This is a genomic window from Janthinobacterium sp. GW821-FHT03A03 (assembly GCF_059421435.1).
The window spans coordinates 525,107-538,860 of the sequence record NZ_JBWKUZ010000001.1; the positions used below are offsets into that span (position 1 = coordinate 525,107).

Below are 13,754 nucleotides of genomic sequence, written 5' to 3' on the forward strand. Positions count from 1 at the left end.
TGTTGTTTGTAAGGCGATGTAACGACAGCCGGCCCCGCGCAGTGGATCAGGGCCGGCTGTCTTACCTGCGCAACAGATCAGCGCTTCTTCAGCTGCGACAGGTCGCGCACGGCGCCGCGGTCGGCCGACGTCGTCAGCGCCGCATAGGCCTGCAGTGCCTGCGATACGTAACGGTCGCGGTTGACGGGCAGCCAGGCGGCGTCGCCCTTCGCTTCCATGGCGGCGCGGCGCGCGGCCAGGTCAAGGTCCGTCACGCGCAGGTTGATGCGGCGCGCGGGGATGTCGATGTCGATGAAGTCGCCCTCTTCCACCAGGCCGATGGCGCCCCCTTCGGCCGCTTCCGGCGAGGCGTGGCCGATCACCAGGCCCGATGAACCGCCCGAGAAGCGCCCGTCCGTGAACAGCGCGCACGCCTTGCCCAGGCCCTTCGACTTGATGTAGGACGTCGGGTACAGCATTTCCTGCATGCCGGGACCGCCTTTCGGGCCTTCGTAGCGGATGATGACGACGTCGCCCTCGTGCACGGTGTCTTCCAGGATGGCAGCAACGGCCGCATCCTGGCTTTCGAACACGCGCGCCTTGCCCGAGAATGTCAAAATGCTTTCGTCGACGCCCGCCGTCTTGACGATGCAGCCTTTTTCCGCCAGGTTGCCGTACAAGACGGCCAGGCCGCCGTCCTGCGAGTACGCATGGGCCCTGTCGCGGATGCAGCCCGTGCTGCGGTCCTTGTCGACGGCGGCGAAGCGCTCCGACTGCGAAAACGCCGTCTGCGTCGGCACGCCGCCCGGCGCGGCGCGGAACAGTTCATGCACGGCAGGGTTGTCGGTGCACATGATGTCGTTTTGCGCGATGGCGTCGGCCATCGTGGCCGCGTGGATCGTCGGCAGGGTGGTGTCGAGCAGGCCGGCGCGCGCCAGTTCGCCCAGGATGCCCACGATGCCGCCGGCGCGGTGCACGTCCTCGATATGGTATTTGTCCGTCATCGGCGCGACCTTGCACAGGCAGGGCACCTTGCGCGAAATGCGGTCGATGTCGGCCATCGTGAATGCCACTTCCGCCTCGTGCGCGGCGGCAAGCAGGTGCAGCACGGTGTTGGTCGAACCGCCCATGGAGACGTCGAGCGCCATGGCGTTTTCAAACGCCGCCTTGGTGGCGATCGAGCGTGGCAGCACGGTGTAATCGTCCTGCTCGTAGTGGCGCTTGGCCAGTTCCACGATCAGACGGCCCGCGCGCAGGAACAGCTGCTGGCGGTCCGAGTGCGTGGCCAGAATCGTGCCGTTGCCGGGCAGCGCCAGGCCCAGCGCCTCGGTCAGGCAGTTCATCGAGTTGGCCGTAAACATGCCGGAGCAGGAACCGCAGGTGGGGCAGGCCGAGCGCTCGATCTCGGCCACGTCGGCGTCGGACACGCTGCTGTCGCCGGCCTTGATCATGGCGTCGACCAGGTCCAGCTTGATGATCTTTTGCGCGCCGTTGACCACCTTGACGACCTTGCCCGCTTCCATCGGCCCGCCGGAAATAAACACGACGGGGATGTTGATGCGCATGGCGGCCATCAGCATGCCCGGCGTGATCTTGTCGCAGTTCGAGATGCAGACCATGGCGTCGGCGCAGTGGGCGTTGACCATGTATTCGACGGAATCGGCGATCAGGTCGCGCGAGGGCAGCGAATACAGCATGCCGCCGTGGCCCATGGCGATGCCGTCATCGACGGCGATGGTGTTGAATTCCTTGGCCACGCCGCCGGCCGCCTCGATCTCGCGCGCCACCATCTGTCCCAGGTCTTTCAGGTGCACGTGGCCGGGCACGAACTGGGTGAACGAGTTGACGACGGCGATGATCGGCTTGTCGAAGTCGCCGTCCTTCATGCCGGTGGCGCGCCACAGGGCGCGGGCGCCAGCCATGTTGCGGCCGTGGGTGGTGGTGCGGGAGCGGTATTGCGGCATGATGGGGTCCTTCCAACGATGATTGATGCCTGACTGCGCGGATTTTCAACAAAACCCTGCATACAGTGGGGGTACGCCAGATTGCCTTGCGCGCGCGCCACTGTCAAATATATGATGCACGCGTCTGTGAGTCGTTTTGCATATCACAGTATTCAATCTGCATGGAAACGCATATGAACCTTGAACTGCGCCAGCTGCGCTATTTCGTCACCGTCGCCGAGGAATTGCACTTCGGCCGCGCCGCCGCGCGCCTGCACATGACGCAGCCGCCCTTGTCGCAGACCATCATGGCGCTGGAAGAACAGCTGGGCGCGCCCCTGTTCGTGCGCACGCGCCGCGAGGTGCAGCTGACGCCGGCCGGCACGGCCCTGCTGCCCGAGGCGCGCCGGCTGCTGGCGCAGGCGCAGGAGCTGCCCGCGCTGGTGCGGCGCGCCGCGCAGGGCGAAGCGGGACGATTGAGCCTGGCGTTCGTCTCGACGGCCGACTACAGCGTGCTGCCGCCCCTGCTGCGCGCCTACCGCGGCGCCTGCCCGCAGGTGCAGATCCAGTTGCAGGAAGCTACCTCCGATTTACAGCTCGACGAATTGCTGGCCGGGCGCATCGATGCTGGCCTGCTGATCCCGCCCCTGCCCGACAAGGCGAAGGGCGAACTCGACTACCTGCCCGTGCTGGCCGAGCCGCTGGTGCTGGCCGCGCCGTCCGGCCTCGCCATATTGAATGCGCCCGGCCCCGTGCGCCTGCGCGACGTGCCGCCGCTGCCCCTGATCATTTTCCCGCGTGCAATATCCCCCGCCCTGCACGACGCCATCCTCGGCGTGTTCCGCGCGGCCGGCGTGACGCCGCAGATCGGCCAGGAAGCGATCCAGATGCAGACCATCGTCAGCCTCGTCTCGGCTGGCATGGGCATCGCGCTTGTGCCACAATCGGTATCGAATCTGATGCGCCCGGGCGTAGAATACAGGCCGCTGCAGGACGCCACGCCGCTGGTGGAAACGGGCCTGGCCTGGCGCCGCGACAATCCATCCGCCGTGCTGCAGGGTTTTCTGGCCCTGCTGCGCACGCAAATATGCAATACCGGTCAATTATTAAGTGGCCGCTAAGGCAAAAAACTTGCCGCAAGGTCATACTACGCAACCCAAGTTTCAAATAATGAAAGAAAACCGATGCTGATACACCCGATGCCCGACCCGATCGCCATACAAATCGGCCCGCTCGCCGTGCACTGGTACGGCCTGATGTATGTGCTGGCCTTTGCCCTGTTCATTCTCCTGGGCCGCGTGCGCATCAGGCAGCCGCATATCGCCGTGCTGGGCTGGCAGAAGGAAGACCTCGATGACATGCTGTTCTACGGCATGCTGGGCGTGGTGATCGGCGGTCGCCTGGGCGAAGTGCTGTTCTACCGCCCCGAATACTTCCTGCACAATCCGCTGGAGATCTTCATGGTCTGGCATGGCGGCATGTCCTTCCATGGCGGCTTCCTCGGCGTCATCCTGGCCATGTACCTGTGGAGCCGCAAGGCGGGCCGCAACCTGTTCGACGTGCTCGACTTCATCGCCCCGCTGGTGCCGCTCGGCTATGCCGCGGGCCGCCTGGGCAACTTCATCAATGCCGAACTGCCGGGCCGCATCGCGCCGGACACCCTGCCGTGGGCCATGCAATGGCCGGGCATTCCGTATCCCGTGCACCCGTCGCCGATCTACCAGATGCTGGTCGACGGCATTTTGGTCTTCATCATCCTGTGGCTGTTTGCGCGCAAGCAACGTCCGCGCATGGCCGTGGGCGCCATGTTCACCCTGCTGTACGGCTGCGCGCGCTTCTTCACGGAATACTTCCGCACACCGGACTGGGAAGTCGTGTGGCTGGGCGTGCCGATCACGTCGGGCCAGATGCTGTCCCTGCCGATGATCGTCGGCGCCATCGCCCTGCTCGTGTGGGCGTATAAAAGCCAGGTGATGGGCACGCCGCCCACCAAGGCGCGCGCAGCCTGAGCAACAGTTAAGCCTGTAACTTGCTTGTAATCACTTTCCATTGCGCCGGCGTCACGGGCGTGATGGACAGGCGGCTGCCCTTCTTGAGCAGCAGCATGTCTTCCAGCTCCGGCATCTGGCGCATCTCGGACAGGGGCAGCAGCGCCGTCTTCTTCAGGCCGCGCACGTCGACGCTGATCCAGCGCGGCTGTTCAGGCGTGGCTTTTGGGTCGAAATACTTGCCACCCTCTTCAAACTGGCTGTGATCGGGATACGCGCCGCTGGCCACTTCGGCCACGCCCGCCACGCCCGGCTGCGGGCAACTCGAGTGATAGAACAGCACGCCGTCGCCGACCTGCATGCCGTCGCGCATGAAGTTGCGCGCCTGGTAGTTGCGCACGCCGAACCAGGGCATGGTGTGCTGCGGCGCGGCCATCAGGTCATCGATGCTCACTTCGTCGGGTTCGGACTTCATCAGCCAGTATTGTTTCATCTAGACTCCGTATCAAAGCAACAGGCGTAAAAAAACGGTTGCGCATCAATGCTGCAACCGTTTTCAGTTGTACTACAAGCTACTGCAAATTGGGCCCCGCCTGTGCCGCTATGCCGGCATCCCGAACCAAACGGTTCAAGGTGGTCACGTTAGTTCAATTTCGGGTTCGTCGAACGAGCGACGCTCACTCCCATCAAACAAAATTCGCAACCGATGCGCATAAATGGTTCAAGGAATATATGGCAATCGCGAACACCGCAGGGTAGACCCAAGTTTACTCCTTTGAGCGCGCATCGCAAAGACAAATCGTAGCGTGCCCGCTTAAAACCCAATTAATAACACCGAACAAAGCCGTAGCGAGCGGCGATGAATTGTGCCTAAGAAGCGCAGCTGTGCTTGCACGGGGCCGCCGAGGCAGCGAGCATCGCAGGCCGCAAGTCGCGACGCGCAGCAGGTTCGGTTCGGTGTTTAAAACAGGTTTTCCTGGGGCGTCAGTGCGCTGTCCAGAACCGTGTGCATGGCCGAGATTTTCTGCTTCACTTCCAGGATCGTCAGTTCCGACAGCGGACCTTGCGGCGACTTCACGGAGAGGAACTCCGCGGCCACGCCCAGGGCGGCCAGCACGGCGATGCGGTCGTTGCCCTTGACCTTGCCCGCGTCGCGGATGGCCTTCATCTTGCTATCGAGATAAATCGCCGCTTCGCGCAGCGCGCGCTCCTCGCCGTCGCGGCACACCATGCTGTAGGACTGGCCCATGATATTGACATCGACACGCGGCATTACGCTTCCTTCTCGTTCTCGGCAATATAGGCGCCCGCTTCCGAAGCGGCTTGCTCCAGGCCAGCTTGCACCAGTTCGGGAATTTTTTCCAGCAACGCCTCCACCCGCTCCTGCGCCTCGCGCATGCGTTGCACATACAGGGCGTTCTCGGCGGCCAGCGCGGCATTGTCCTTGCGCAATTGCGCGTTTTCACGGCGCAGCGCATGGGTCATTTCGGCCAGCAGGCCTATTTTGTCGGATAATTCATTGAATTCGGAAATCATCCCGCCACTATAGGGCGGACGCTCCATGGGCGTCAATCGAATCACGCCGCTGTCACACATATTTACATCAATGCAGGTCAGTTGCCGTGAAATACACGCTTTTCCCGGCGCTTTTCGCCATCTGCACGCATCCGCCAGCGCCGCGATGGCAGCGTTTTACTCGTCGACGTAATCGGGTTCGATATCGAGTCCGCCATAGCGGTTTTCGCAAGAGCGGCGCGTCAGCGTCTGTTGGCCGCCCTTGCCGTCAAGCACCATCGTCAAGTCGCGGCAAGTACGGTGGTAACTGCCAGGTTTGGCGTCCGTCCGCGAAGGCGTCAGGCGCACTGCCAGCGGCGCCGCATTACCCAAGCCTTTGTTGCTCCACTGGCGCGTCTTGCCATCCTCTTCATCTTTCAAGGTGCGCACGGCGGCCGTCAGCAAGGATTTCTGTTCCTTTGCATTCAGCTTGGCGACCGTCACGTCGGACAGGAAGGGCGGATACACGACGGGCGCCGGGTCCTTGCCCTGCACATCCCAACGGCCGCTGTTCTGCGAACAGGTGCGGCGACTCAGGTCCTGCGACTTGTCGCCCGCCGTGACGACGAATTTCAGGTCGCGGCAGATGTGCGCCTTCAGGCTGTGTTCCGTCATGCCGGAGTTGCTGAAGTTATATGTGACCTTCACCCGCACGCCGCTGTCGCCGCCGTTGTCCCACACGTGCGCTTCCTGGTCGTCGTCATCCTTGTTGAGGTCATTGAACAGCTCATTGAGCAGCATGTCCTTTTCCAGCGGCGTCAGGGTCGCCACGGTGATTTCGTCGAGAATGGTGGGCGTTTGCGCGGCGGCATGGCCCAGGCAGGCGAGGCCGATGGCGGCGGCGCCCAGCAGGCGCAGGGCGGAACGGGAAAGTGTCAATGGCATGGTGTGCTTTCTGGCGCAGATGGCGATATTGATATGCAATTGCAATCATCTTATCAAAGTTCATAGCAAAACCCTGTTTCCTGTGCGTACAGGAACGCCCCTCCCCTGGCGGGCATGCTAGAGTCGCGCCTGTTGCTGACGCCCGGGAAGTTGGCTTGCGCCAGCGCAAACCCTGCGTAAATGCAGGCTGCGCAGAACGTGTATGCATATCTTCCCGGTGAATAAGCCCTTGAATAAGCCCCCTACCGTCCCTATAATTAGCACTCGTTAGTAGAGAGTGCTAACAAACTCTTTCGTAGCAATCCTCAGGACATGATGGTGTATGCCGGGCAACAGCAGGGAACGCTACGCGGCGGGCGACGCCGCGATGCACCACTGCCCAGCGCCGGCATGCACACGATGACATGGGGTTTGCTTGACCGTTGCGGGCTGCTTTCAACGGCGGTCACTGACTGCACGCCTGGCGCTGTGCCAGGCATGTATTCATTTAGCAACACCTATCCATTGAACTTTAAGGAGTTTTGTATGAATCTGCGCCCATTGAACGATCGCGTCATCGTCAAACGCCTCGACCAGGAAACCAAGACTGCGTCCGGCCTCATCATTCCTGATGCAGCTGCTGAAAAACCGGATCAAGGCGAAGTCCTTGCCGTAGGCAATGGCAAGATTCTCGACGACGGCAAAGTCCGTCCTCTGGATGTCAAAGTGGGCGACCGCGTCCTGTTCGGCAAGTACGCCGGCCAAACCGTCAAAGTTGACGGCGATGAGCTGCTGGTCATGCGCGAAGAAGACATCATGGCGATCGTCGTCAAGTAATTGTTTCCACGTTGTAGACAGATACATCCCGAAACTCAGGAGAATTGAACATGGCAGCTAAAGAAGTAGTATTCGGCGACGCAGCGCGCGCCAAGATGGTCGAAGGCGTTAACATCCTCGCCAACGCAGTCAAAGTCACCTTGGGCCCGAAAGGCCGCAACGTCGTGCTGGAGCGCTCGTTCGGCGCCCCTACCGTCACCAAGGATGGTGTGTCGGTAGCGAAAGAAGTTGAACTCAAAGACAAGCTCATGAACATGGGCGCGCAAATGGTCAAGGAAGTTGCTTCCCGCACCAGCGACAACGCCGGCGACGGCACTACCACCGCCACCGTGCTGGCACAAGCCATCGTGCGCGAAGGCATGAAGTTCGTTGCCGCCGGCATGAACCCGATGGACCTGAAGCGCGGTATCGACAAGGCAGTTGCTGCCACCGTCGAAGAACTGGCGAAAATCGCCCGTCCTTGCACCACGACCAAGGAAATCGCCCAGGTTGGCGCGATCTCGGCCAACTCCGACTACTCGATCGGCGAGCGCATCGCTGAAGCGATGGAAAAAGTCGGCAAGGAAGGCGTCATCACCGTCGAAGACGGCAAGTCGCTGAACGACGAGCTGGACATCGTTGAAGGCATGCAGTTCGACCGCGGCTACCTGTCGCCGTACTTCATCAACAACCCAGAGAAACAAGTTGCCGTCCTGGACAGCCCATTCGTCCTGCTGTGCGACAAGAAAATCTCGAACATCCGTGACCTGCTGCCGGTACTGGAACAAGTCGCGAAAGCTGGCCGTCCACTGCTGATCATCGCGGAAGACATCGAAGGCGAAGCGCTGGCGACCCTGGTTGTGAACAACATCCGCGGCATCCTGAAAACCTGCGCAGTGAAAGCACCAGGCTTCGGCGACCGCCGCAAAGCCATGCTGGAAGACATCGCTGTCCTGACCGGCGGCCAGGTGATCGCTGAAGAAGTCGGCCTGACCCTGGAAAAAGTGACCCTGGCCGAACTGGGCCAGGCAAAACGCATCGAAGTGGGCAAGGAAAACACCATCGTCATCGATGGCGCCGGCGAAGCTGCCTCGATCGAAGCGCGCGTGAAACAAGTGCGCGTACAGATCGAAGAAGCGAGCTCGGACTACGACCGTGAAAAACTGCAAGAGCGCGTCGCCAAACTGGCTGGCGGCGTTGCCGTGATCAAGGTTGGCGCAGCCACCGAAGTCGAAATGAAAGAGAAAAAAGCCCGCGTTGAAGATGCACTGCACGCTACCCGCGCTGCCGTGGAAGAAGGCATCGTGCCAGGCGGCGGCGTAGCCCTGCTGCGCGCACGCGCCAACATCACGGTCAAGGGCGACAATGCTGACCAGGACGCCGGTATCAAGATCGTCCTGCGCGCAATGGAAGAGCCGCTGCGCATGATCGTGCAAAACGCTGGCGAAGAAGCTTCGGTCGTCGTGGCAGCCGTCCTGGCTGGCGCGGGCAACTACGGCTACAACGCTGCCAACGGCACGTATGGCGACATGGTGGAAATGGGCGTTCTGGACCCAGCCAAAGTGACCCGTTCGGCGCTGCAAAACGCCGCTTCGATCGCTTCGCTGATGCTGACGACCGACTGCATGGTCTGCGAAATCGCTGACGACAAGGCAGCCGGCGGCATGGGCGGCGGCATGGGTGGTATGGGCGGCATGGGCGGCATGGACGGCATGATGTAATGTCCGCGGCCGCGCGCGCAGGCAACGGCGCGCGCGGCCGCACAGCCGGGACAGGACAGGCAGACCAAAAGCTGCCAGCGCCTGCCCGGCAGCCCCGAGAGCCATCTTCTACGGAAGGTGGCTTTTTTTCGCCTATTGATTTGACAATCCCGCTTGACAACCCCGTTTGCCAAAGCCGTTGGCAAGCCCGGCGATTGCCCGCCCGCGCGTTTTGCTTTAGCATGGCCGCCATCGTCCTTCTTTCTTACGCCACCACCATGCCGCCACGCGCCTCTTCCTCCAAAACCGCCGTCATCGCCGGCACCCTGGCCGGCTTGCTGGCCGCCGCCCTGGCCGCTTTTTACCTGCTGCAGCCGCCCGCACAGCAAGGCAGCAACGCTACGGCCTCGAGCAGCCGGACGGTCGCCGAAGAGCAGAGCGCGCGCGCCGTCGATGCGCTGATGGCATTGCCGGAAATCAAGGCATGGTCGGCGCATATCGAAAAGGCTTCCGGCGGCCGCGCCCACGGCGCCGTGATGGAAACGTCGCCCGATGTGCGTCTCATCGATGGCAAGCCCTACCATGACCTGAGCTTTGTGGAAAACACGCCGGATGCGGCGCACCGCTGGGAGAGTTTCGTCGTATCCCAGGATGGCAAGCGCATCCTCGTCGACGACGTCGTCAGCGGTGAGCTGATCAGCCTGGAACAATGGCGCAAGGACAATGCGCCCATGCAGCGCATCGCCACCCAGTAACTCCCTACGCCGGCGCCCCCTGCGGCGCCGCGCCGCGCACGCGCGCCACCCACCATACCGTCCACAGCGACAAGCCCGCCGCCAGCCAGCCATTGATGCCATAGCCGCTGATGTGGCCGGCCGCGTCCGTCTGCAGGGTCAGGCCGCCCAGCCAGGCGCCCAGGCCGCTGCCCAGGCTTTGCAGGGCCGAATTGGCGCTGAGAAACGCGCCCCGCTTGTGCGGCTCGGGAATGGTCGTCAGCAGCGCCTGCAGTGGCACCATGCGGCCAGAGACGAGGGCCATGAAGAAGGGAAACGCCAGCATCAGCGCCAGCAGCGGCAGCTGGGGCAAGTGCGTCATGAACAGCAGCGGCGCGATCGACAGCAAGGACACGCAGCGGTACACCTGCTGCTTGCCGGCCCGGTCCGCCCAGCGCCCGATCAGGCGCGCCGTGAAGATCGTGGCGCAGCCGCCCGCCAGATAGACCCAGGTGACGTCGGCCGGCGCCAGCCCCATATTGCCCACCAGCACGGGCGAAATGAAGGGAATGACCAGCATGCCCGCCGTCATGTTGACAATGGACAAGGAAAACGCTTGCAGGTGGCGCCGCTCGCGGAACAGCGCCAGCAGGTTCGGCAGCACCTGGCGCAGCGGCGTGGGGGCGGCGCCCATGTGCGCCGTCAGCGACGGCAGCACGCGCGCCGCGCCGAGCCAGACCAGCAGCGACAGCGCGACCAGCAGGAAAAACGGCGAAGCCCAGCCAAAGTGCGCGGCCAGCACCACGCCGATGGGCACGCCGCCCACGGCTGCCATGGCAAACGAGGTCATGACGACGCCCGTGGCCGCGCCGCGCCGCTCGGCGGGAATCACGTCGCCGACGATGGCCATGACGATGGCGCCCAGCACGCCGCCCGTCAGCCCCGCAAACGCGCGCGACCACAGCAGCACCTGGAAGTTCGGCGCCAGCGCGCAAGCGAGGTTCGACACGGTGAACAGGCAAAACATCGTCAACAGCAGCGTCTTGCGGTCGAAGCGGTCGATATACGTGGCCGCCAGCAGGCCGGACAGGCCCGCGCACCAGGCATAGGCCGAGACGGCGCCCGAAACGGCGGCCGGGCCGATATGGAAGGCCTGCATCAGCTGCGGCGCCAGCGGCATCATCACCATGAAATCCATGATGACGGTAAATTGCGTCAACGCAAGCAGCCACAGCATCGCGCGCTCGCGCGCCGGCGTCAGCAGGGGCGCGGGCGCGGCCTTCACGCCAACGCCTCGACAGCGCTGCGGGCCTGGCGCAGGATGGCGCGGATGGCATCGAGGCGGCCAGCGTCCGGCTCGCCCGCGCGTCCGCGCGCCAGCACGGCCGCCTTCAGTTCGTGCATCAGCTGGCGCAAATCGTCTTCCGCGCCGGCCGGGGCGTCGATCCTGGCGGCAACGGCGTCGACATAGGCGCGGTTCGCCGCCAGGAAAGCCTGTCCTTCGGGCGTGATGCTGTGCAGCTTCTTGTTGCCGTCGAGGCAGACGGCCACGTAACCGTGGCCCACGAGGCCGTGCATGAGCGGATAGATGGCGCCGGGGCTGGGCGCATAGGCGCCCCCGGCGCGCCGGGCGATGGCCTTGATGATGTCGTAGCCGTGGCGCGGCTTGTCGGCGATCAATTGCAGCACCAGGTAGCGCAAGGTGCCCGCGTCAAACATTTTCGGCCCGCGCGCGGCGGAAACAGGATGGGCAGCGCCGGCAGCGGCGCCGGGCGCATCGCCATGGCCGCGGATTGCCGCGCGCAGCGGATGCGCGCCGTAAAGAACAAGGGACATGGCACTCCTTAAGATATATCGCAGCGAGATATATCTTATGTTTCACACCGCTGCGGTGCAAGGTTTACTTTCCGGCATCAAAGCCCGATACTCGGCCACATGCCCGCCCCGACCGTCCGCCCGCTCACGCCCGACGACGCGCCCGCCTACCGCGCGCTGCGCCTGGCCGGCATCGCCGAACTGCCGGGCGCCTTCTGCACCACGCAGGCGGCGGAAAGCGCCGTGCCGCTGGCGCAGATGGCCGCGCGCCTGCGCGCCACGCCGTACCAAATAATGTTTGGCACTTTCGAAGATGGACAATTGATCGCCATTGCCGGCCTGCGCCGCGAACCGATTGCCGTCGTGCAGGACAAGGCCAGCCTGTGGGGCGTCTACGTGGCGCCGCCGGCGCGCGGCCGGGGCGTGGCGCGGCAACTCGTGCAAGCGGCCATCGCCCATGCCTGCGGCGTGCCCGAGCTGGCGCGCGTGCGCCTGGCCGTGGCGCTGGACAACCATGCGGCCTTGAGCCTCTACCTGGGCTGCGGTTTTGCCCTGGCCGACGAGACGGCATCGGGCGACATGCTGCAAATGCAATGCATGCTGCCGCGGCCCGCCATCGCAACGACGAAAAATGATGTCTTTATGAAAATCAATACCTTACAAATCCCTGCGAAATAGCGGACAGGCCGTTTTTTCTGTTGCAAGCAAACGCGGCAGGCCTTAGCATCGCGGCTTACAAAAAAAACTTGGGGGAGAGCCAATGTCATCGGCCGAGACACAAACCGCCAACGGCAAAATGCCGCGGCAAATACCGTACATCATTGCCAACGAAGGCTGCGAACGCTTCAGCTTTTATGGCATGCGCAATATCCTGACGCCATTCCTCATCAGCACCCTGCTGCTGATGATCCCGATCGACCAGCGCACGGGCGAAGCCAAGCACGTGTTCCACACCTTCGTCATCGGCGTGTATTTCTTCCCGCTGCTGGGCGGCTGGCTGGCCGACCGCTTCTTCGGCAAGTACAACACCATCTTCTGGCTCAGCCTCGTGTATTGCGCCGGCCATGCCTGCCTGGCCCTGTTTGAAAACAGCGTCAACGGCTTCTATTTCGGCTTGTTCCTGATCGCCTTCGGTTCCGGCGGCATCAAGCCGCTCGTCGCCTCGTTTGTCGGCGACCAGTTCGACCAGACCAACAAGCACAAGGCCAAGCTGGTGTTCGACCTGTTCTACTGGATCATCAACTTCGGCTCCTTCTTCGCTTCGCTGCTGATGCCGATGTTCCTGCGCGACTTCGGTCCGTCGATCGCCTTCGGCATTCCCGGCCTGATGATGCTGGCCGCCACCATCGTCTTCTGGATGGGCGCCAAGAAGTACGTGCACGTGCCGCCGGCGCCGCCGAATCCCGATTCCTTCACCCGCGTCGCCCGCACGGCCCTGCTGGCCCGCGTCGACGGCGGTTCGCGCCCGGGCCTGTACGTGGCCTACGTCGGCGTGATCGGCGCCCTGTATGCGTTCTACAGCATTCCCGAGTGGGGCTTCGTGATTTCCGCGTGTACGGCGCTGGTCCTGCTGCTGGCCTTCGGCAGCATCGGCACGGCCATGCAGCTCGAGCGCGCGCGCGGCATCCACCCGGACGAAGCTGTCGAAGGCGTGCGCGCCGTGCTGCGCATCCTCGTCATCTTCGCCCTCGTCACGCCGTTCTTCTCGCTGTTCGACCAGAAGGCTTCGACGTGGATCGTGCAGGCGAACACCATGGAAAAACCGAGCTGGTTCCTGCCGGCGCAGATGCAGGCGCTGAACCCGATGCTGGTGATGCTCCTGATCCCGTTCAACAACCTGGTGCTGTACCCGATGCTCAACCGCTTCGGCCTGGAAGCGACGGCGCTGCGCCGCATGACGGCCGGCATCGGCTTTTCCTCGCTGGCGTGGATCGTCATCGGCTTGCTGCAGCTGGCCCTCGACAGCGGCAACGCCGTCTCCATCATGTGGCAGATCCTGCCCTACGCCCTGCTGACGTTCGGCGAAGTGCTGGTCTCGGCCACTGGCCTGGAGTTTGCGTACAGCCAGGCGCCCGTGTCGATGAAGGGCGCCATCATGAGCTTCTGGAATCTGTCGACCACGGTGGGCAACCTGTGGGTCCTGATCGTCAACCGCAGCGTCATGAACGAAGGCGTAATCGGCAAGATCGCCGAAAGCGGCATCAGCGTGACGGCTTTCCAGATGTTCTTCTTCGCCGCCTTTGCCGCCGTCGCCATGCTGGCCTTCGGCCTGTATGCGAAGCGCTACAAGATGGTCGACAACTACCGCCAGGTGGCCGTCCCGGCAAAAGCATGATGACGGTTTGATGTAACGCAATGCAGAAGGGCGCCCTCGGGCGCCCT

At 63.2% G+C, this 13,754-nt stretch carries 14 protein-coding genes and 1 other RNA gene; 7 read left to right on the plus strand and 8 right to left on the minus strand.

What is annotated here, in order from left to right; translation table 11 throughout:
- Positions 1-77: 77 nt before the first annotated feature.
- Entirely contained in the window at positions 78-1,943 is a 1,866-nt protein-coding gene (gene ilvD / locus AC07VI_RS02400; RefSeq protein WP_086146909.1) for a dihydroxy-acid dehydratase, read from the minus strand.
- A 173-nt stretch (positions 1,944-2,116) separates the two neighbouring features.
- Between ilvD and AC07VI_RS02405 the strand changes: the two genes are divergently transcribed.
- Positions 2,117-3,043: a LysR substrate-binding domain-containing protein gene (locus AC07VI_RS02405; RefSeq protein ID WP_492995578.1), complete on the plus strand. Its 927-nt coding sequence runs from the start codon at positions 2,117-2,119 to the stop codon at positions 3,041-3,043.
- Positions 3,044-3,106: 63 nt separating this feature from the next.
- Positions 3,107-3,931 carry a prolipoprotein diacylglyceryl transferase gene (gene lgt, locus AC07VI_RS02410; protein WP_086146910.1) on the plus strand — a complete coding sequence of 275 codons (825 nt, stop codon included), beginning with the start codon at positions 3,107-3,109 and terminating at the stop codon, positions 3,929-3,931.
- Positions 3,932-3,938: 7 nt separating this feature from the next.
- On the opposite strand, the gene AC07VI_RS02415 is transcribed toward lgt, so the two are convergent.
- The 5 genes from AC07VI_RS02415 to AC07VI_RS02435 form a co-directional block, all read right to left on the minus strand.
- Positions 3,939-4,403 carry an EVE domain-containing protein gene (locus AC07VI_RS02415; RefSeq protein WP_086146911.1) on the minus strand — a complete coding sequence of 155 codons (465 nt, stop codon included), beginning with the start codon at positions 4,401-4,403 and terminating at the stop codon, positions 3,939-3,941.
- Between the two features lie 89 nt (positions 4,404-4,492).
- A non-coding RNA gene (gene ssrS / locus AC07VI_RS02420) (6S RNA) lies at positions 4,493-4,670 on the minus strand.
- Between the two features lie 201 nt (positions 4,671-4,871).
- Positions 4,872-5,183 carry a cell division protein ZapA gene (locus AC07VI_RS02425; RefSeq protein ID WP_034747344.1) on the minus strand — a complete coding sequence of 104 codons (312 nt, stop codon included), beginning with the start codon at positions 5,181-5,183 and terminating at the stop codon, positions 4,872-4,874.
- On the minus strand, positions 5,183-5,446 hold the full coding sequence (locus tag AC07VI_RS02430) for a hypothetical protein (RefSeq protein ID WP_034747342.1): 264 nt from the start codon (positions 5,444-5,446) through the stop codon (positions 5,183-5,185). The genes AC07VI_RS02425 and AC07VI_RS02430 overlap by 1 nt, the downstream gene beginning before the upstream one ends.
- A 156-nt stretch (positions 5,447-5,602) precedes the next feature.
- On the minus strand, positions 5,603-6,349 hold the full coding sequence (locus AC07VI_RS02435; protein ID WP_139842562.1) for a hypothetical protein: 747 nt from the start codon (positions 6,347-6,349) through the stop codon (positions 5,603-5,605).
- 525 nt (positions 6,350-6,874) lie between these two features.
- On the opposite strand from AC07VI_RS02435, the gene groES reads away from it, so the two are divergent.
- From groES to AC07VI_RS02450, 3 genes are all read left to right on the plus strand, one after another.
- On the plus strand, positions 6,875-7,165 hold the full coding sequence (groES, locus tag AC07VI_RS02440) for a co-chaperone GroES (protein ID WP_010400979.1): 291 nt from the start codon (positions 6,875-6,877) through the stop codon (positions 7,163-7,165).
- Between the two features lie 50 nt (positions 7,166-7,215).
- Positions 7,216-8,865 carry a chaperonin GroEL gene (groL, locus tag AC07VI_RS02445; protein WP_086146914.1) on the plus strand — a complete coding sequence of 550 codons (1,650 nt, stop codon included), beginning with the start codon at positions 7,216-7,218 and terminating at the stop codon, positions 8,863-8,865.
- 221 nt (positions 8,866-9,086) lie between these two features.
- A complete protein-coding gene (locus tag AC07VI_RS02450; RefSeq protein ID WP_226935388.1) occupies positions 9,087-9,599 on the plus strand; it encodes a hypothetical protein in 513 nt (170 codons plus the stop codon).
- Positions 9,600-9,603: 4 nt separating this feature from the next.
- Here AC07VI_RS02450 and AC07VI_RS02455 read toward each other — a convergent pair whose 3' ends face one another.
- Both AC07VI_RS02455 and AC07VI_RS02460 read right to left on the minus strand, forming a co-directional pair.
- Positions 9,604-10,794 carry an MFS transporter gene (locus tag AC07VI_RS02455; protein WP_492996368.1) on the minus strand — a complete coding sequence of 397 codons (1,191 nt, stop codon included), beginning with the start codon at positions 10,792-10,794 and terminating at the stop codon, positions 9,604-9,606.
- A gap of 44 nt (positions 10,795-10,838) precedes the next feature.
- Positions 10,839-11,393: a PadR family transcriptional regulator gene (locus AC07VI_RS02460; RefSeq protein ID WP_492995582.1), complete on the minus strand. Its 555-nt coding sequence runs from the start codon at positions 11,391-11,393 to the stop codon at positions 10,839-10,841.
- A 99-nt stretch (positions 11,394-11,492) separates the two neighbouring features.
- On the opposite strand from AC07VI_RS02460, the gene AC07VI_RS02465 reads away from it, so the two are divergent.
- On the plus strand, positions 11,493-12,050 hold the full coding sequence (locus AC07VI_RS02465; protein WP_492995584.1) for a GNAT family N-acetyltransferase: 558 nt from the start codon (positions 11,493-11,495) through the stop codon (positions 12,048-12,050).
- A 118-nt stretch (positions 12,051-12,168) separates the two neighbouring features.
- Positions 12,169-13,707: a POT-type proton-dependent oligopeptide transporter gene (locus AC07VI_RS02470; protein ID WP_172404807.1), complete on the plus strand. Its 1,539-nt coding sequence runs from the start codon at positions 12,169-12,171 to the stop codon at positions 13,705-13,707.
- Positions 13,708-13,754 lie beyond the last annotated feature (47 nt).